We start from the raw sequence: 19,245 nt of genomic DNA on the forward strand, positions 1-19,245 counted from the left end.
TTGCAGAGTTAGCTGATCACCCGATTGTTGTTGCATCCTGTTTTTACATCCATCGATCCGTCAAGACGACGGTCAACATTTCATCTCAAGCCAACTGCGAAAGTGAAGGTCTCACTACCGCTTGGCGATAAGGTTATAGCGAAGTGCTCGGAGCATTAATTCCCTATTGGACTGATCGGCTTAAAGTCAACGGTGTTCGTGACCCGTTGTTGTTGACGGCTGGCCAATTGAACCGCGAAGTCGCTCGCGAACGATTGCGTGCGACGCGTCGTGCAATGCCGTTTTGTGTCATCACGATCGACGTCAAATCGGTCCAGCGACGCCGTCGGCAAACCCGATTGCTGATTCGTCTGTTGCATCGGAATCTGCGGATGACCGATCAGAAAGCGTTCCTGGGAGGTTCGCGGTTTGCGATCCTTTTGGTGGATACGCCAGAAATGGGTGGCCGAACCGTCATCGATCGCTTGACTGGTTTAGCCGCCGTCAAAGGATTGAAGGTGACAATGAAGCTTCAGGTCCACGATCCCAATGGGTTCAACGATTCGCCCGATGACGACGATTCGAACAACGGCGGAAATCGTGTTGACCCCGGTCACAAAAACGATGGCCGGCGTCGCGGTGACGATGTCGAAGTTCGCTGGTTGCCGGTCAACGGGGAAGTTCAGGTCAGCTCAGAAGACGCTCTGGTTCCCCAGCCCAAATATCGAATGGCAGTCAAGCGAACGCTGGACATTGTCGGTTCGTCGGTTGGGTTGGTGGTTCTTAGTCCAGTCTTGGTTGCGGCGATCGTTGCGATTCGACGCGGCGATGGACAGCCCGCAATGTTCAAGCAGACTCGCGAGGGCAAAGGCGGAAAGCCGTTCACGATTTACAAGCTGCGAACGATGGTCGTCGATGCTGAAAAGTCTCAAGCCGCGCTACGTGAGCAAAGTCATCGCGACGGACCTGCGTTCAAGATTAGCCACGATCCACGCGTGACGCCGATCGGGCACCTGCTTCGTAAAACTTGCGTTGACGAGTTGCCTCAGCTTTTGAATGTTTTGCGAGGAGAGATGTCACTGGTTGGCCCTCGACCTTTGCCTTGGCACGAAAGTAGAGCGTGCGATGCTTGGCACCGTCGTCGGTTGGACGTCCGTCCAGGGATGACTTGCTATTGGCAGGTCAACAAATCGAGCGTAACGACTTTTGATGATTGGATGCGTTTGGATCTGCGTTACCTGGATCAATTCAATGTCTTTGAGGATTTGAAATTAATCGCAAAGACCGTTACGGTTCCTATGTTGGGACGTGGGAGCGAGTAACCGGTGCCGTTGACTGAACAATCGCAACTGAAAGCCAACGGATCGGTAAGAAAAAAACAACAGGCAGTCACCTCGTTTGAGTACCATGATGCCTTGCTCAGGCATCTTGTGGATGACGAATCAGTGATAGACGCTCGTGTTGTATTTTTGACGCATTACATTCCGCTTTATCAAGTGAGAGTGCTGCAGGCGATTGCCGCGCGGGTTCGAGATTTTCAGATCTTGCTAAGCACCCCGATTGAACCCAATCGCGATTTTCAACCCGATTGGTCGGGCTTAAATGTGACCGTCCAGAATTCGTGGACGCTTCGCCGAAGGTGGCGGCATCCCGATGGTGGTTTCGATGACCAACTGTACGTTCATGTACCGTATGACACCTCCGCTCGTTTACGTGAACTGAAACCGGATGTCGTCATGTCGCTGGAACTCGGTGCTCGATCCGCCGGTGCTGCACTGTATTGTCGCCGCCATCCGGAAACCAAGTTGGTTCTTTGCACTTACATGAGCGAGCGGACCGAGCAGGGACGCGGCTTCGTTCGCCGGAAACTGCGGCAGCGGTTGCTGCGGTCCGCCGATGCGGTGACCTACAACGGGCCATCTTGTAAGGACTATTTGAACGGCTTTGGCGTTCAGTCTGATCGCATGTTTCATCTGCCATACGCAGCAGATGATCGAACCGTTTATCAAGGACCGACCGAGCGAGATGAGGCGGATTGCCGGCATCGAATGCTGGTTGTGGGACAGCTTAGCCAGCGCAAAGGCGTCGATCGACTTGTCCGACAAGTGGCTTCGTATTGCCGAGCCAATCCGGACCGAAAGATTGAAATCGTTTTCGCCGGTGATGGCCCGCTCCGTGATGAGCTGAAAACAATCGAAACGACGGCCAACTTAAAGGTCAATTTACTGGGGAACGTCCCGGCCGAAGAACTGGCCGTTTGGATGCTTCGCTGCGGCGTGCTATTGGCACCGACGCTTGCCGATGAATGGATGCTGGTTGTCAACGAAGCTCTGCATGCGGGCGTTCCCGTGATCGGCAGCATTCACGCACAAGCAGTGACCACGTTGGTCAAAGAAGATGTGAATGGTTGGACTTACGATCCGATGGAAGATGGGTCAATTGATCAAGCACTAGATACTTACTTTGATCAATCGGACCAAGACCTCAGTGACATGCGTGTGGTGTGTCGTCAGTCCGTCGCCAGTCGCAGTCCGGCATGGGCTGCTGACGGAGCGATTCGTGCGATCAAGCATGTGTTGCCGCTAGACCAAGATGGTTCGCAATGAGTTTGCCGATTGCAAGTCTGTCCCTGGATTTGGACAACAAATGGGCTTACCTGCGTGCTGCGGGCCGCGAAGATTGGGAAAGCCGCCCAGGCTATTTGCCGATGGCGGTTAACCGCATCACTGAAATGCTGGGCGAACTCAATTTGCCGCTGACCGTTTTTACGGTCGGACGTGACTTGGTCGAAGAAGAGGATTGCCAAGCGATTCAATCGTTTGATCGGCTGCCACGATGGGAACCAGCAAACCACTCGCTCAATCATCTGCCGTGGATGCACACGATGGATGAGGCTGAAATTGCCGACGAAATCGAAATCACGGACGCCCGGATTCGCGAGGTAACTGGCCGACGTCCGTTGGGTTTCCGCGGTCCCGGTTTTAGTTGTCCCGACGAAGTGCTTCGCGTGCTCGCCAAGAACAATTACGCTTACGATGCGTCCATTTTCCCAACGTCCATCGCACCGATCGCTCGGGCGGTGTTCTTGATGAAGACTGACTTGAAAGGTCAGGCAAAAGAGAACGCGAAAAAGCTGTACGGTGGTTTTGCATCATTGCGGCAACCCAATCATCCGTTTCAGCGAAACATTGGCGACCAACAGTTGTGGGAGATGCCGGTCACGGTCATGCCGCTGACGCGAACCCCGATCCATTTCAGCTACTTCACTTTCCTGGCTAGCTTTTCGACGTTGGCCGCCAAAGCCTATTTCCGTAGTGCACTTTCGCTCTGCAAGCTAACAGGCACCTCGCCATCCTTGCTGTTGCATCCACCTGATTTTCTAGGCCAGGAAGACGACAGCGACATGGCTTATTTCCCAGGAATGAAAATGGCTCGGCAAGACAAGTTGTCGATCGTTCGTTGGGGCTTAAAACTCTACAGCGAAACCTTCGACGTTCGTTGCATGATCGATGCACTTCGATTGATTGATCCTGATGTCGATCCGGATCTTGCCAATTTGCCAACCAACACTCCCATCAAACAACCAGCGACCTGTTGAATTTATGATCGATCTTGGCAAGAAAAGTATTCTGGGCATCGGCGTCAACGCAATTGACTACGAAGCGGCGGTCGCAAAGATCATCGCGGCGGGTCGTGTACGTCAATCGATGTCAGTGACGGCGCTTGCGGTTCATGGTGTGATGACGGGTGTCAGTGACAAAGACCACAAGTATCGATTGAACCAGTTCGATTTGGTTTGCCCTGATGGTCAACCGGTTCGTTGGGCACTGGATCGTTTGCATGGCGCTGGTTTGAAGGATCGTGTTTACGGCCCAGAGTTGACGTTGCGATTGTGTGAAGCGGCGGCCAAGGAAGAAGATGTCCCGGTTTACCTTTTTGGTGCAACCGAAGAGATGCTAGATCAATTTGCGAATCGACTTTGCGAAAAGTATCCCGGGCTGCGAATTGCAGGAAAGAAGGCATCGCGTTTTCGGACACTTTCGGTGGAAGAACGCGATGAGCTGGCGGCTGAAATCAATGCCAGCGGTGCGGGGATGTGTTTCGTTGGACTTGGCTGCCCTCGGCAAGAAGTGTTTGCGTACGAAATGCGGAACCGCTTAAAGATGCCTTTGATTGCCGTTGGTGCCGCGTTCGCATTTCACGCTGGCATGCTGGAACAAGCACCGCCTTGGATGCAACGAAACGGTTTGGAATGGGCATTCCGACTCTCACGAGAACCCGGTCGATTGTGGAAACGCTATTCGACGACCAACCCAGCTTTCGCCACCCTGACAATGCTGCAAAAGCTAAAGCTCTACGCCGCCCGAACTGACAACGGAACCCAGCCAACCGACGAAGTCATGTTTGGCTAAGGAACGTGCGACTTTTTATAGTCGCCTTTCGCTCCGCGAAAGCAGCGGATTCGCTACTTTCGCGGAGCGAAAGGCGACACTAATTTCCCGCTCGTTCCTAAATCGAATCGCGTTTATCAAGCAGTGATCGGGTATGCTAGATGCGTTCTGTTCTGGCCCTCTTTCTGATCCGGTATTGCGATGCAAAGTCCCGCTCGAATGACGATTTTTGCAATCGTCTTTGCTGTCTGTTGTTCTTCAATCGCGATGAAGGTTGGCGATCCACCTGGTTTGCAGATGCAGGCCTTTGCCAAGTCCTTGATCGCTTCGCTGGATGAAGAACAGTCTGGCGCTGCACTGCTGCCCTTTGATTCGATCAATCGAGTGGACTGGCATTTTATTCCCAAGAAAGACCGCAAGGGATTGATGCTTGGTCAGATGAATGATGCCCAAGCAGTCGCTACTTTTCGATTGCTACGCGCGGCACTTAGCGAAGCGGGATACGACAAAGCCAACAATGTTATGATGCTTGAAAATACACTGCGTGCCTTGGAAGCAAAGAACGGGAAGTGGGAACGAAACCCGAATAAGTATTACCTGACATTTTTTGGTGAACCGTCGGACAAAGGCTCATGGGGTTTAAGTTTTGAGGGCCATCACTTGTCGCTCAACTTTGTGTGCCGCGACGGCAGGATGGTTGACAGCACGCCCCAGTTTTTCGCCGCCAATCCGGCAATGATCATGGACGATCTAACGACGTCTGAAACATCGAAGGAATCGAAAGAATCGAAGAAATTGGGACGCTCGACTGATGTGTTGCTTGGGAAAGGAACACGCGTGCTTCGTGACGAAGAAGAGTTTGGATTTGCGTTGCTGAATTCTCTTGACGACGAACAGCAGCAACAAGCTGTGATCGCGCCGGACGCTCCCCGCGACATTCGCTTTGCGGGACAACCACAGGCGGATGTTGGCGAACCCGAGGGCATTGCGTATGCCGACTTGGACGCACAGCAACGGCAGATGCTGGAGAACTTGGTGGAAGTTTACGTCGGCGCGGTCGCCGATCCGATTGCGGATCAAAGGCGTCAATTGATTGAAGACAATGGCTGGCAACATGTCCATTTCGCCTGGGCCGGTGCAAGCGAGCCGGGGATTGGTCATTACTACCGAATCCAAGGCAAAAGCTTCTTGATCGAATTCGTGAATACTCAACCCGACGCGGCCGGAAACCCGGCTAACCACATTCACGCAGTGCTGCGAGATCTGACAGGCGATTTTGATTTGACGCCCTGAGCTTGACCAAAGTCATAAACTACTTTGCAGCTCAATTACGATGTTGAATCAGAAAACCCCGATCGGAAACCTACGATGCTTTCCTTTGTGAAGCACCTCGCCAAACGCTGGAATGATTGGTGTGGCGACGCTGATATGGAAAAATCCATTCGCAATCATCTCACCGATAATGGCTACTTTGGCCAGACCGCCAAGTTGACCAATGTGCGACTGGTCGCGGTGCAGCGTCCAGGCTGGCTGCAAGTTTTTCGGTTCGAGGCAACCGCTAGGATTCAGCTTCCCGAGCAAGAAGACGGCCCCGATTCAGATCCTGAGTACAGCGAGCTGTTTGGTTTGGTCAAAGACGACATTCGCCACAACATCAACACCATTCGTGTCTTCAGCGAAGAGGCCGAACGCAAAGAACTGTTCGGGCGATGGAGCGATGAACTGATCTGTTTGCGTGGCGCACAGGGACTGAAATAAGAACGTAGGCCGTAGCGAGCTTCAGCGAGTTACGGCAGATCTTCAGATGCGATTCTTGGGTCGGAAATGCCGTAACTCGCTGAAGCTCGCTACGGCCTACAACGGTTTGCCAGATAGGATAACCTTAGGCATAAATTGTTTTGGAACTGTTCTTCTTTCCTTCCGATCGAATCGACGATGAATCGAAAATTGTTGACCGTTTGTTTTTTTGCGTGCCTAACCTGCCATGTCGCTGTGGCGGATTCGCCCGATTCGGTGAAGCCGACGACCCAGTCGCTGCTTCTGTCTGAAACGCGGCAGATTACCTTTGAAGGGCGCAGGGCTGGTGAGGGGTACTTTAGTGCCGATGGAAAGCAGATGGTGTTTCAGAGCGAACGCGATCCAGCCAACCCGTTCTATCAGATCTATTTGACGAATCTGGAAACCGGCGACATTCAGCGAGTCTCCACCGGCACCGGGAAAACGACCTGCGCGTGGATTCATCCTGATGGTGATCAAGTTTTGTTTGCCAGCACGCATGCGGATCCTCAATCCAAGCAAAAGCAGGACGAAGAACTTGAACTTCGTGCCACTGGGAAACAGCGGCGCTACTCGTGGGACTACGACAAGGCCTACGAAATCTACTCGGCTGATTTACCAAGCGGCGAAGCTGTTCAACTAACCGACGCAGTAGGTTACGACGCCGAGGGCAGTTACAGCCCCGATGGTAAGCAGATCGTGTTTGCATCGAACCGCGAAGCCTATTCCAGAGAATTGACCGAACGTGAAGCGGCGTTATTCGAGGTCGATCCGGCCTTCATGATTGACCTGTACATCATGAATGCGGATGGGTCAGACGTTCGACGATTAACGGATGAACCCGGATACGACGGCGGGCCATTCTTTTCCAGCGACGGAACAAAGATTTGCTGGCGACGGTTTTCTGAAGATGGAGCGACCGCGGAAATCTACACCATGAATTCAGATGGTAGCGGTGTGAAACGTTTGACCAACATCGGTGCGATGAGTTGGGCTCCGTATTTTCATCCCAGCGGCGATTATCTGATTTTCACAACCAACAAACATGGCTTCGCAAACTTTGAACTGTATCTCGTGCGTGCCGATGGTGTTGGTGAACCGGTTCGCGTGACAGAGACCGATGGCTTTGACGGACTGCCAGTCTTTTTGCCAGATGGCGACCGCTTGTCGTGGACGTCCAATCGAACGAAAGAAAAACGATCGCAGATTTTTTTGGCAGATTGGAACCACGACAAGGCCTTGTCGCTGTTGGGGTTGAGAGACGACCAAGAGTCTGAATCCGACGAGGACCGCATCGCTGCTTTGGCCAATTCGCAGAGCAGCGCACCAGCGTTTTCGCCAGCCGACGTCATGCGACATGTGGACTATTTGACTCGGCCTGAACTTGGCGGACGGCTAACCGGAACGCCTGGTGAAAAAAGAGCGACCGCGTATGTTGCGGCTTATCTTGAAAGTCTGGGATTTGAACCAGCGGGACAGAACGGGACGTTCTTTCACGAATTTGATTTTCCAGCGGGATCGAATTTGGCGGACGACAATTCGATGAAGGTTGGTGATCGAGCCCTAGAGCTCGGCAAGGACTACCAACCGTTGTCATTTTCCGCCGATGGTCCGATCGATTCGACGGGAATCGTGTTCGCTGGTTATGGAATGCAGATTCCCGGAACCGACGGGACTGATGAATACGACAGCTACGTGCATTTGAACGTGTTGGATCAGTGGGTGATGGTGTTTCGTGATCTGCCGCAAGAGATTAAGCCCGAAGTTCGGCAACGAATGGCTCGCTACAGTTCGCCTCGGCGAAAGGCGACGATCGCGCGGGATCTGGGAGCCAAGGGCATTATCTTTGTTGCCGGACCGACCAGCAAAGTCCAGAATCAATTGATCCGTTTTGATCGGAATGCATCGCAAGCCGGGGTCAGCATTACGGCGGTCTCGGTCACCAACGCGGTGGCTGAAAAGATGTTGGCGGGCAGCGAAGAAAACTTGCAGGATTTGCAATCGAAGCTGGACGACGGTTCGATGATGATGGGCTTTCAAATCGAAGGTGCCGATGCTGAAGCCAAGGTTGAGATTCAGCGAAACCGCGGAGTCGGACGCAATGTGATTGCTCGATTGCCGGCGGCGGAAACGGTAAAGATGGATCAGCCAGTGGTCATGTTGGGCGCGCACATCGATCACTTGGGCGTCGGTGGCGGCAGCAATTCATTGGCCAGGGATGATGAGCGTGAACAGATCCATGTTGGTGCAGATGACAACGCATCGGGTGTTGCTGCGATGTTGGAAATTGCACAGTACTTGGCCGCAGAAAAACGTGCTGGCCGACTGCAAGCCAAACGAGATTTCGTGGTTGCTGGATGGAGCGGCGAAGAACTGGGGCTGTTCGGGTCACAGTCGTTTGTTGACTCGTTTTATCAGCTCTACCCCGATGCTCCCAAGGCAGACGTTGATGAGAAAGCTGCGGCGGCAGCCGCGGCCCATGGAATGACAACCGAATCAATGCCACTGACCGATGCGATCGCTGTCTATTTGAATATGGACATGGTCGGACGACTTCGCGAGAAAGCCATTATTCAGGGCATCGGTTCTTCGCCAGGATTCGCGGGCGAAGTAAGTCGTCGCAACCTACCGGTTGGTTTGGATTTGGAACTCGACAAAACCAGCACCCGGTTGCCAACCGATGCATCTGCGTTTGTCAGCCGCGACGTTCCGATTTTGTCGGCGTTTACGGGGGCTCACGAGGATTACCACACGCCACGGGACACTGCCGATAAATTGAATTACGAAGGTGTCGCCAAAATTGCGAAACTGTTTGGTTTGTTGACGCGCGGGTTCATGGTCGCTGATTCGGCGCCCGAGTTTAAGTTGGAAGAGGGGCAAGCAAACAATGATGCAACACCCGTCGCTCGGTTGACCGCTTACTTGGGCACGATTCCAGACTACGTTTCCACCGGTGGCAAAGGATTGAAGTTATCGGGTGTGTCGAAAGGCGGGCCAGCGTTTAAAGCGGGTCTTTTAGGTGGCGATGTCGTGGTGGAATTGGCTGGAAGGAAAGTCGAAGACATCCATGATTACACCTACGCCATCGAAGCCTTAAAAATTGGTGAAGCTGTTGATGTTGTGGTCAAGCGAGACGGAAAAGAGGTCACCTTAAAAGTGACGCCGACTTCGCGGGACTGATCGCGACATCGGGCACCGTCTCGGTTGCGATGCTAGACTTAAGGGATGGCTAAACCAGAATTGACGATCGAGCAGCTTCAGGTGGAAGCGGCCCTGTTTGCGGCGGATCAATCAGTTCACGTCGAACGTGAGCTCTACGGTGTGACCGACGGCAAAGCGATCGGGACTCTGATCGAACGAAGGTTCCACGACCATTTATCAGCCAAGTACAACCACGTTCGCGGATCGTCATCGTCGGGGCGCGACTTGCCGGCGCTGGACGTGGACCTGAAAGCCACCCGTGCCAGCCAGCCTCAGTCGTCTTGTCCCTACCGATCGGCGACGCAGAAAGTCTACGGTCTGGGGTACTCGTTGCTGATCTTTGTCTATGAAAAGAAGGATGACGACATCGCCGATACAGGACAACTGTTGATCTTGGATACGGTGTTTGTTCACAAGTCCAGAACGGCCGATTATCAAACGACGATGGGGATTCGAAGTTTGATCAAACAGAACGCAGGGGTAGATGAGATCATTGATTTTCTGGAAGAGAGGCGATTGCCAGTCGATCCGCCAGAAGCACGACGGTTGGCGAAGCGAATTTTAAAAGAGCCACCAGCGATCGGTTACTTGACGATATCGAATGCGTTGCAATGGAGATTGCAGTACGGACGCGTGGTTGAGATGGCGGGAACCGTTGACGGCATCAATGACGTCAACCTACTGAAAAAATCGACGCCGTGAATCGAACAGCAAAGAAGCTTTCTAGGCAATTTGGTGATTACCAAACGCCACCGGATTTAGCGAATCAGTGTTGCCAGGTCATGCGCGATCAGCTCGGTGACTATCCAACCATGGTCGAGCCCACCTGTGGCGTCGGCGGCTTTTTGGTTGCGGCTTTGGACGTTTGCAAGCCAAAGCAAATCTATGCAATGGAACAGGATGCAAACTATGTGCGAGCGGCGCGTCGAAACATTAGCCGAGCGGAAGCCGCATCGAGCGATCGGGTAAAAATTCGCAAACAGAATTTCTTTGACTTTCAGTGGGACAGGTTCCGTGATTCGTGCGGGGAACGTGTTTTGATTTTCGGCAATCCGCCCTGGGTCACCAGTTCAGAAATCGGCGTCCATTCGGGTGACAATCTGCCTAAGAAACGGAACGTTCTGTCTGATCGCGGCATTGATGCCATCACTGGGAAGTCAAATTTCGATCTTGCCGAGTCGATGCTGCAAACATTGCTGGGCGTGATGCGTCCAGGCAAGGATTCGCTGGCAATGTTGGTGAAGAGTTCGACCGCGCGAAGGTTGGCTCAACATGCTTGGAGTGTCGATCAACAATTCGCAAAGCTGCATTTCTACCAAATTGATGCCAAGGAGCATTTTGGTGCGTCGGTCGAAGCTGGTTTGTTGCTGATGCAATTGAAGGATCCAGGATCGACGAGGAAAAGGTCTAGGCAGCCACAGGCGTGTCGGTTTTTTCAGGATCTGCGGGCAAAACGCAGTACGATTGCGTTTGGAAATTTCAATGGCAAACTTGTGAGCGATCCTGTTAGGGCGAAATCGACAGAGCACTTGGTTGCGTCAGAGCAGGTCATGTGGCGAAGTGGAGTCAAACATGATCTTGCGAGTGTGTTGGAATTGGTGGTCCATGATGGCGAAGTCTTTGATCGAAATGGCAAGGGCTTGGACATCGAATTCGAGCACTTGTATCCTTTGGCGAAAGGTTCAGATGTTGCGTCGGGAGAAGCCAGGACTTCCAACCGAGTCATGTTGTTACCGCAGCGATCGGTGGGGCAATCAACCTCCGAGATGAAAAACACGGCACCGAAGACTTTTCACTATCTGACCCAAAATCTGGATTCGTTTAACGCAAGAAGATCGTCGATTTATCGCGGGCGTGATCAGTTCGCGATTTTTGGCGTGGGTGACTACACGTTTTCGCCATGGAAAGTCGCAATTTGCGGTCTCTACAAAAAACTTACGTTTACCGTGTTTGGGCCAGCCGTGTTTGGGCCAGTGCAGAAGAAGCCCGTCGTTTTTGACGACACGGTTTATCTGTTGCCGTTGAAAACGCGACGGCAAGCGTTGTTGGTAAAGCGATTGCTGGAAAGTGAAGCGGCAGAAGATTTTTTGGAATCGCGAATTTTCTGGGAAGCAAAGCGACCGATCAATGCGTCAGTGCTGCGTAGTCTGGATTTAGGTCGTATCGCTAGCGAAGAAGGGTTGGAAGATCCAACTCTTTGACCTTCGTTTCGCTGATCGCTGAGGAACGGTTTAGATTGTTTAACCGCGTGGGCATCGCCCCGCGCGCTGTGCTGGCCCGAACGCGCGGGGCGATGCTCACGCGGCTAAACGATTTAGAAACTCTTCACTGCGTCGGGTACGGCTCCGGACGGACTGAACCCTGGCGGGCCCAGCTACGGGAAAACCGGGAAGTTATTTCGGGGACAGTTTCTGAACCGAAAATTGGTCGGAGTGGAATGTAACGATTGTTCCGATCAATCTGGTAATTCTGGAATCACGCGTCGCAGTGATTGTAAAGATCGTCCTAGCCAGAATTGTTAAGAAACGAATCGATAACCCCGGCGGTGAGGATTCTGCAGGCATCGAGCATGCAATTGGCCGATTCCCCTTAACTAGTGCTATGCGATTTATTGGCACAGCAAGGAAAGCAGGGCAGGGCAGGATGCCTAACGCCGGCTACTGACGGTCACCCAGACCATCGCTGTAATCAACAATACCAAGGAAGGTATTCTTTCATGACAATCTCTAAACAGACAGCGCGGTTTGCTCTGTTGACAATGCTTGGTGTTGCAGTCACCAGCTTTTCGGAATTGACAAGCCCAGCCTTTGGGCAAGATTCCGGTTTCAAGTTTCACGACGGCTCACTCGTGGAACAGACTTCGTTTGCCGCTAGTTTCATGCAGGATTCGGGCGACGATGCCTCTGAGTCCGAATCAGCAGAAGAGGATGCAGAAGAAGATGAAGAGTCATCGGAAGATGAGCAAAGCGAACTGGAATCGTTGACCAGTAAGTTCGAGGAGTTGGAAGAGAAGCTTGCGAAGATGGAAGAATCGATTGACGAAGTTGCTGAGGAAGCCGGCGATCCAACGATCGTTCACAGCGGTACAGGTAAGTCGACGATGAAGATGAGCGGTCGGGTACACGCCGATGCTTGGGGGTTCGATCACGATGACAACATCGACCAAATCGCCGCCAACAATACTGACGAAGCGAATCGTCTTGGATTCCGGCGATTGCGATTTGGTGTCAAAGGCAATATCCAAGACAACATGGTCTACAAGATCGAAATGGAATTCGCCAACGGCAACGATGCTGAATTTCGTGACGCATATCTTGGCTGGTCTAATCTGGCCGTTCTGCAAAAGGTTCTGCTTGGGAATCAAAAGCGACCCTACGGCTTAGATCACCTGAACAGTTCGCGTTACAACGTGTTCATCGAGCGGCCGTTCGTGATCGAAGCATTCAACGAAGATGCTCGTCGGTTAGGCTTGCAGTCCTACGGTGTTTCGGACGACGAAGCTTGGAATTGGCGTTACGGTGTGTTCAACAGTCGTAACCTGCAAGACGAAGGCAACTACGTCGGCGACCATTTGCAGTTAGAAGTTGCGAGTCGTTTGGCGAATACGATTTGGTACGACGACGTTAGCGGCGGACGCGGTTACGCGCACTGGGCACTCGCGGGTGCTCACTCGGACGTGACCGAGAATCAGGACGCAAATGAAGGTGCTGTTGCCGAAAGCCGATTCCGAACACGCCCCGAGGCTCGAACCGCGGGGACACGATGGTTGGACACTGGCCGGATTGCCGGTGCAGATTACTACAATCTGCTTGCTGTCGAAGGTGTCGTGAACGTCGGAGCGGTGCAGTTTGTTGGCGAATACCAACACAATTGGGTTGAACGCGATGGGTTCAACGATGTTCAGCTCAACGGTGGATACGTGTACGCAAGTTACTTTTTGACTGGTGAGCACGTGCCGTGGGATCGTTCGAGCGGAACGATCGGACGCGTGAAGCCGTTTCAAAACTTCTGGTTGGTCAACAAATGTAATGGATGCACCGAGTCTGGATGGGGTGCATGGCAAATCGCCGCTCGCTATTCGGTTGCCGACTTCAGCGATGAGGACGTCGCAGGCGGTGAAGCAGAGGCTCTAACGATTGGCTTGAATTGGCACTGGAATGACAATTCCCGGATGCAATTCAACTACATCACCGGCGAGATCGACGAACGCACCGATCTGGTCGGAACAGGAAACTACGACATCTTTGGTGCAAGGTTCATGGTCGATTTCTAAGTCGTCAAGGAATCTGGAAACGAAGAGTTCATCCATCAAAATTCAACAGCCCAATCGAAAAAGGGTACAAACTTATGAAACCGTTATTGACCACCGCAGCATTGTCGATGTTTGCCTTGACGATGTTCGCGATGCCGACACCAACAGCACAAGCTGGTTGCTTAAAAGGCGATAAGTGTTGCAAAAAGGCATGTTGCCCCAAGTGCAGCCATGAATGTCAAACTTGTAAGCTTGAAGCAGAGCTTGTTGACGTCGAAAAGAAATGCTTTGAAGTTGAGACCAAGACAATCTGCATTCCAAGGGTGGTTTTCCCTTGGCAAAAGAAGCAATCGAGCTGCCATTCATGTAAAGGACGTGGTTGCACCAATTGCGTTCACAACGGTGCAAAGATTCGCACGGTTAAGGTCTTGAAGTCTAAAAAGTACAAGTGTCCCGAATGCGAATACACCTGGACGCCAGAAGAAGGCTCGGCTTGCTGCAGTAGCAACGGTGGGTGCGGCGATCGTTGTGGAAACAATTGTGGCTGTGGCAAAACCGATTGCGACAGCGGATGCTGTGATTCAGGCTGCGATTCGGGGATGCTTTTTATGGCCCCACAACCAATGGTTTCAGAACCAATGGTTTCACAACCGATGGTTTCAGAACAGCCGCTCTATGAGAGTAGTGATCAGCACTATGGTGACCAGTACTCGCCTATGCCTGCCGAAGACTACGGTTCAGCACTGAGCCCGGTGGAAGTGCAGCCCGCGCACTGATCGGGAAAACAGTGAATCGGGAAAACAGTGAATGCGTTCGCGTTTCGTAGAATCGAACGAACGCAACTTCAGCAGCACTGCCATTGATGAAAGCGGAGCGATTGTTTAGATCGCTTCGCTTCCTCTTTGGCCGGTTCGGATTCGGACGCAATCGTCCATCGGTAAGACGAAGATCTTGCCGTCTCCGATTTCGCCACCTTCGCCGCTACGTCCACCTTCTGTGATGGCGGCAACCGTCGGGGCGACAAACTCTTCGTTGACAGCGATTTGAAGCTGCAGTTTCGGCAGCAAGTTCATGCCGGCATTATGCGTTCCAATTCGGCCGGTTTGTCCTCTTTGACGCCCAAAGCCTTGGCAGTCTAGCACGGTCAAACGCACCACTTCGACTTGGGTCAGCGCCTGTTTGACGGATTCCAGTTTTCCAGGTTGGATGATGGCAATGATAAGTTTCAAGAGACAAGCAGCAAGCGAAAGTGGTTGCGAGATAACAAACCGGAGACAAATGCTAATCCAGATGCTTTGAGGCATCCGCACGAAGTTTAGGGATTCTAAAGCATTTCGCTGAATAGTGTATCGGGCCATAAAAAAAGCTGGTCACCGCATCAACGCGACAACCAGCCTTTTGCCTCAGTTGTAGAAACCCAAGCCTGGGCAAGCGAGGCGGACGCCTACCCAGGTTGGGCATCTTCTGGCCCAGGCAAGAGCCGAGAAGATTCCTTTGATGTTTTTCTTCAGAAACATTCTTCCAGAAACACCGGGCACCCCGCCGCCTTGGCCGAAGCCATGACGACGGGGTTGCGGTGGGTAGATCAACTAGGAGGTGACCTTGGCACCGGCATCCGCTGGGTAAGCGTGCATGCCGTGCTCCGAAATATCCAAACCTGCTTGCTCTTCTTCTGGTGAGACTCGCAGAAGTCCGATCGCCTTCAAGACAGCGAAGACAATCGACATGGTGATGAATGCCCAGGCACAAATCACAACGGTCGAGATCGCTTGGACACCGATGAAGGCACCCACGGTTTCAATGCCATCGGGAAGATCACCGAAGATGCCGGTGGAGATACCACCCCAAACTCCGCAGAGACCGTGAACAGGCCAAGCACCGACTGGATCATCGATCTTCAGCTTGTCCAACATCACGATACCGATCACAACCAAAGCACCACCGACAGCACCGATGATCATCGCTTCGACCTGAGTAATCCGATCGCAGTTTGCCGTGACCGAAACCAATCCACCAAGTACACCGTTGAGTGCCATGGTCAAATCAGGTTTGCTGAACATTCCCCAACCGAGTACCAGCGCTGCGACAGCACCCGCCGCGGCACCGATCGTCGTGGTGACAGCGATATAGGTTGTGGCTTCTGCGTTAACGGCACCTGAATAGGTCAACTGGCTACCGGGGTTGAAACCGTACCAACCGACCCAAAGAATAAACACACCAAGTGCGGCGAAGGCAATGTTGTGACCGGGCAATGGAACGCTTTTACCGTCGGCCGTGTACCGCCCCAGACGAGGCCCGAGGAATATCGCACCGGCCAATCCGGCGAAACCGCCGACCGCGTGGACGACAACACTACCGGCAAAGTCTTGGAAGCCCATCGCGTCCAGGAATCCTCCACCCCACTTCCAGCTACCGCTGATGGGATAGATCAAACCGGTCAGGATTGCACTGTAAACCAAGTAAGCACCAAACTTCATCCGGCCTGCGACTGCACCCGAAACGATGGTCGCTGCGGTTGCAGCAAACGCGACCTGGAACAGGAAGTCAGCCGAGTTACTAGCGTAAGCCCCATCGGAGTAAGCAGGAGCGGAAGCCCATACTTCGGTTCCATCAACGGTTTCGACTTGAGCGTCTCGTCCGATGAACGAAGAAGGTGATCCAAGATAACCTTCCGAGATCCAAGTGCCCGGATACATCAGCGAGTATCCGATCAACAGGAACAGCAGCACACCGACTGCCAAGTCCATCACGTTCTTGGACAGAATGTTGATCGTGTTTTTGGCAGAGTTCAGGCCGACTTCGACCATCGCGAACCCAGCCTGCATAAAGATCACCAAAACGGCACAGACGAACATGATCAGGGTGTTGATCGCGTAATCATTTGCGTCGTCATAGGACAGATCGGCAACGGCATCGCCGTCGTTCCAACCCGCTGGGTTTGACTCGTCTTCGACCGCCTCTTCTGCGGCAACTTCTTCGGTTGCGGCAACAGTATCTTCTTGTGCGTAAACAGCAGGCGATGTCGCCAAGCTGATCCCAATCGCTCCGGTTAAAATCCAACACGTGAGCAGAGGGGCTCGTAGCCAATCTAGCATTCTTCTTTCACCTTAATCTTTGAGATGTTGAAATCACAACGATCGATGTCTGACACACTGCCAGGATCAAATCAATCATCCAAGCGAACTTGATCACTGCATCTCCATTACTCCTATACTCCTGCCCGGGCCATCTAAGTAGTCGCTCGAGAGTTGGAAGGAATCAAGAATCGGATGTCTTGCTCGCTCGCTACGCCGTGGAGCAGGAAGCGAGCCAAAGAAGAGCTGCAGCTTTCATTTTGCCGCGCAAACCGTTGAGACAAAAAGGATTAAGAAATCTGGAAAATTTCCGGTTGTGCAGCTTTGCGCGAATATCCAGCGTCTGCTTGCCTAGTCCTTGGGCAGTCAGCACGGGGGGGATGACTGCATTGCTAGCAATCACTGTATTGTTAGCAAGCCCTGTACTGTTAGCAAGCAACGGGTTCGCAATGCGAATCCACGAAAAAAGGGCGAGCCGATCATTCGGCTCGCCCTTCGGTTTTCAGAAATGTCCTGCAACGGAATTCATTCCGTCGCTTCATCACGCATCGGTTGCAGTCAACGGAATGAACCGGGTTCTAAGTCCGCCCAAATCGCAGTCTAGAAGGTGATGATGGTGTCGATTCCAAAGGTCGTTTGACGACTGGCGTTGTCTTCGAGCAGCTCGATCCCTGCGGCTGACAAATCGGCGCGATTTCCATCGACCCAATCCCAACGAATTTCGGGACGGAAGATCAGGTTGGCATGTGGTCGCAGGTTCGTTCCCAGCGTCAACGCAAAGACATCGAAATCGCCTTGCATGACCGGGACATTGTTTCCATAGAAACCTTGGCTGGCCGAATCAACGTTCCACCATTCAAACCGGGCACCCAGTCCAAAACAGTCGCTGAGTTGCTTAATCAGATACTGATTAATTCCAAAGGTCTTGCGGACCGTGGCACCATCGGCGTCTTCGGTATCCAAAATATCGGTTTGGAAAATGTAGCTGGTGTCATCGGTCAACTGGACGTTGGCAACATTGGACTGCATGAAACCATTTTCGATTCCGCCGATCGCTCCACCATCGAGCACTCGATTCGCGTTGGCATCGTTAAAACGGCCAGCGACCAAGGTGGAGGTGAAATTGATATCGTCAGTCAACTGAACACTACCACCGGCCAGCACTGCATCGCCGTTGTCCTCGAATCCACTGTCCCACCCCATCACGTAACCGCCAAAGATATCGATGTCTTCGGTCATGTTGTAAGTCGCCACCGCACCGGTGTGAGTGAAGGGTTCACTGTTGTACATCGTGTAAGCGTGGCTGTAGAAGAAGTTGTCGGGTGCGGCAACGACTTCGTAACCGATCAGCGTGTAGAAGTGACCAAACTTGACTGAGAAATCACCATAGCCAGCTTCGCCGTAGACCTGGGGAAGCGCGTGCCCGTAATCTGATCCGTTGTCCCACTGGTTATCCCAGTGACCATTGGCGATTCCAAATGCTTGAGTGTCAGGACCATCGGTTCCGTACAAGTAATCGACACGACCACCGAGATCAAAACCGTTTGAGGTGTCGATTGCTTTTTCGGCGTAGACCCAAGCTTGTTGCAATTGAAGATCATGCTTGCGGCTGTTGAAGAGCTGCAAGTTCCGGTTGTGGTATCCAAGTTGGACCCAACCGCCGGCTGAGTATCCACAGCAATCGCCTAACAGCGAAATGGGTTCACCCAGATTGCACCCGAAGCCATCCGAAAAGATGCCGCCGCCGTCGCAGCAAGAATCGTCGCTGCAAGTATCACCACATCCGCTATTGCAGCCACCGCCGCAACTAGATTCCCCGCAACCGCAGCCATCGGACATTGGGACCGCATCGCAGCCGCATTCGTCCATCCCGCAATCGCAATAGCTGACTTGCGAGACATAACCGTTGTTCATTTCTTGAGCGGAAAGCGTTCCGCCGGCTGCCGAACAACAGATTGCGGCCATCAGGGCCATTTTTTTTAGTCTCATCGCTCGTAAGCTCCGTCCAATTGCCGAGCCAACGTGGTTGGCTCAGTGGGTGTTTCGGCTGTGGGTTTGCATTTCGCTAACCAACCTATCGGCGTTTTCTGCCCGCAAACTTGACCAGACCCCGAAGACCCAAACCTCCCGAAATACCCGGATTAACCGGCAGTGTGAACTTGTACCGGTTGTTGGGTCCAGGGTGAATTTGAGAATCTTAGATTCTCGGGAACTGCGGAGCGTTGGAGACTGCTGACAGCAAGCCACTCACCCCTGATCGCCAGCATGCAGGAATTAGATGTAGGCCGTAGCGAGCCCCAGCGAGTTACGGCACTGTGCGACCGCCGTAACTCGCTGAGGCTCGCTACGGCCTACTTTCTGAAACCTGACGGAATCAGCTACGTTCTAAATTAGATGTAGGCCGTAGCGAGCCCCAGCGAGTTACGGCAATTTGTGCACAACGCCGTAACTCGCTGAGGCTCGCTACGGCCTACTTTCTGAACCCTGGCGGGATCAGCTACGTTCTAAATTAGATGTAGGCCGTAGCGAGCCCCAGCGAGTTACGGCAATTTGTGCGCAACGCCGTAGATCG

Annotated in this window: 14 protein-coding genes; 11 read left to right on the forward strand and 3 right to left on the reverse strand. The window is 52.8% G+C overall.

Annotation, left to right across the window (positions count from 1 at the left end):
• Nucleotides 1-143: 143 nt before the first annotated feature.
• The 11 genes from RC85_RS03515 (at nt 144) to RC85_RS03565 (ending at nt 14,375) form a co-directional block, all read left to right on the forward strand.
• The gene (locus RC85_RS03515) at nt 144-1,301 is read left to right on the forward strand and encodes a sugar transferase (protein WP_235033264.1); all 1,158 of its coding nucleotides are present in this window, start codon (nt 144-146) and stop codon (nt 1,299-1,301) included.
• Between the two features lie 3 nt (nt 1,302-1,304).
• Complete coding sequence (locus RC85_RS03520; RefSeq protein WP_238383086.1) at nt 1,305-2,585, forward strand: glycosyltransferase family 4 protein; 1,281 nt, start codon at nt 1,305-1,307, stop codon at nt 2,583-2,585.
• On the forward strand, nt 2,582-3,577 hold the full coding sequence (locus tag RC85_RS03525; RefSeq protein WP_068258695.1) for a polysaccharide deacetylase family protein: 996 nt from the start codon (nt 2,582-2,584) through the stop codon (nt 3,575-3,577). The genes RC85_RS03520 and RC85_RS03525 overlap by 4 nt, the downstream gene beginning before the upstream one ends.
• A gap of 4 nt (nt 3,578-3,581) precedes the next feature.
• Nucleotides 3,582-4,391, forward strand: coding sequence for a WecB/TagA/CpsF family glycosyltransferase (locus RC85_RS03530; RefSeq protein ID WP_068258697.1), 810 nt, complete (start codon nt 3,582-3,584; stop codon nt 4,389-4,391).
• A gap of 180 nt (nt 4,392-4,571) precedes the next feature.
• A complete protein-coding gene (locus RC85_RS03535; protein ID WP_238383087.1) occupies nt 4,572-5,663 on the forward strand; it encodes a DUF3500 domain-containing protein in 1,092 nt (363 codons plus the stop codon).
• Between the two features lie 75 nt (nt 5,664-5,738).
• Entirely contained in the window at nt 5,739-6,128 is a 390-nt protein-coding gene (locus RC85_RS03540) for a hypothetical protein (protein WP_068258732.1), read from the forward strand.
• A gap of 177 nt (nt 6,129-6,305) precedes the next feature.
• Nucleotides 6,306-9,326 (forward strand): M28 family peptidase, encoded by a 3,021-nt coding sequence (locus RC85_RS03545; RefSeq protein ID WP_068258701.1) that lies wholly within the window; start codon nt 6,306-6,308, stop codon nt 9,324-9,326.
• 45 nt (nt 9,327-9,371) lie between these two features.
• Nucleotides 9,372-10,049, forward strand: coding sequence for a type II restriction-modification system restriction endonuclease (locus tag RC85_RS03550; protein WP_068258702.1), 678 nt, complete (start codon nt 9,372-9,374; stop codon nt 10,047-10,049).
• Nucleotides 10,046-11,548, forward strand: coding sequence for an N-6 DNA methylase (locus tag RC85_RS03555; RefSeq protein ID WP_149752730.1), 1,503 nt, complete (start codon nt 10,046-10,048; stop codon nt 11,546-11,548). The genes RC85_RS03550 and RC85_RS03555 overlap by 4 nt, the downstream gene beginning before the upstream one ends.
• 515 nt (nt 11,549-12,063) lie before the next feature.
• On the forward strand, nt 12,064-13,620 hold the full coding sequence (locus tag RC85_RS03560; RefSeq protein ID WP_084422316.1) for an OprO/OprP family phosphate-selective porin: 1,557 nt from the start codon (nt 12,064-12,066) through the stop codon (nt 13,618-13,620).
• 74 nt (nt 13,621-13,694) lie between these two features.
• Nucleotides 13,695-14,375 carry a hypothetical protein gene (locus tag RC85_RS03565; protein WP_068258708.1) on the forward strand — a complete coding sequence of 227 codons (681 nt, stop codon included), beginning with the start codon at nt 13,695-13,697 and terminating at the stop codon, nt 14,373-14,375.
• 105 nt (nt 14,376-14,480) lie between these two features.
• Here the strand turns inward: RC85_RS03565 and RC85_RS03570 are convergent, their stop codons facing one another.
• From RC85_RS03570 to RC85_RS03580, 3 genes are all read right to left on the reverse strand, one after another.
• A complete protein-coding gene (locus RC85_RS03570; protein ID WP_068258733.1) occupies nt 14,481-14,828 on the reverse strand; it encodes a P-II family nitrogen regulator in 348 nt (115 codons plus the stop codon).
• Between the two features lie 360 nt (nt 14,829-15,188).
• Nucleotides 15,189-16,694, reverse strand: a complete 1,506-nt coding sequence (locus RC85_RS03575) for an ammonium transporter (RefSeq protein WP_068258710.1) — start codon at nt 16,692-16,694, stop codon at nt 15,189-15,191.
• Between the two features lie 579 nt (nt 16,695-17,273).
• The gene (locus RC85_RS03580) at nt 17,274-18,662 is read right to left on the reverse strand and encodes a porin (RefSeq protein WP_084422317.1); all 1,389 of its coding nucleotides are present in this window, start codon (nt 18,660-18,662) and stop codon (nt 17,274-17,276) included.
• Between the last annotated feature and the right edge of the window lie 583 nt (nt 18,663-19,245).

Source organism: Rubripirellula obstinata (assembly GCF_001642955.1).
Classification (GTDB): domain Bacteria; phylum Planctomycetota; class Planctomycetia; order Pirellulales; family Pirellulaceae; genus Rubripirellula; species Rubripirellula obstinata.

Coding starts and splice junctions, on each gene's coding strand:
- RC85_RS03525 (WP_068258695.1), top strand. CDS start 2,582: ATGAGTTTGCCGATTGCAAGTCTGTCCCTGGATTTGGACAACAAATGG.
- RC85_RS03530 (WP_068258697.1), top strand. CDS start 3,582: ATGATCGATCTTGGCAAGAAAAGTATTCTGGGCATCGGCGTCAACGCA.
- RC85_RS03535 (WP_238383087.1), top strand. CDS start 4,572: ATGCAAAGTCCCGCTCGAATGACGATTTTTGCAATCGTCTTTGCTGTC.
- RC85_RS03540 (WP_068258732.1), top strand. CDS start 5,739: ATGCTTTCCTTTGTGAAGCACCTCGCCAAACGCTGGAATGATTGGTGT.
- RC85_RS03545 (WP_068258701.1), top strand. CDS start 6,306: ATGAATCGAAAATTGTTGACCGTTTGTTTTTTTGCGTGCCTAACCTGC.
- RC85_RS03550 (WP_068258702.1), top strand. CDS start 9,372: ATGGCTAAACCAGAATTGACGATCGAGCAGCTTCAGGTGGAAGCGGCC.
- RC85_RS03560 (WP_084422316.1), top strand. CDS start 12,064: ATGACAATCTCTAAACAGACAGCGCGGTTTGCTCTGTTGACAATGCTT.
- RC85_RS03565 (WP_068258708.1), top strand. CDS start 13,695: ATGAAACCGTTATTGACCACCGCAGCATTGTCGATGTTTGCCTTGACG.
- RC85_RS03575 (WP_068258710.1), bottom strand. CDS start 16,694: ATGCTAGATTGGCTACGAGCCCCTCTGCTCACGTGTTGGATTTTAACC.
- RC85_RS03580 (WP_084422317.1), bottom strand. CDS start 18,662: ATGAGACTAAAAAAAATGGCCCTGATGGCCGCAATCTGTTGTTCGGCA.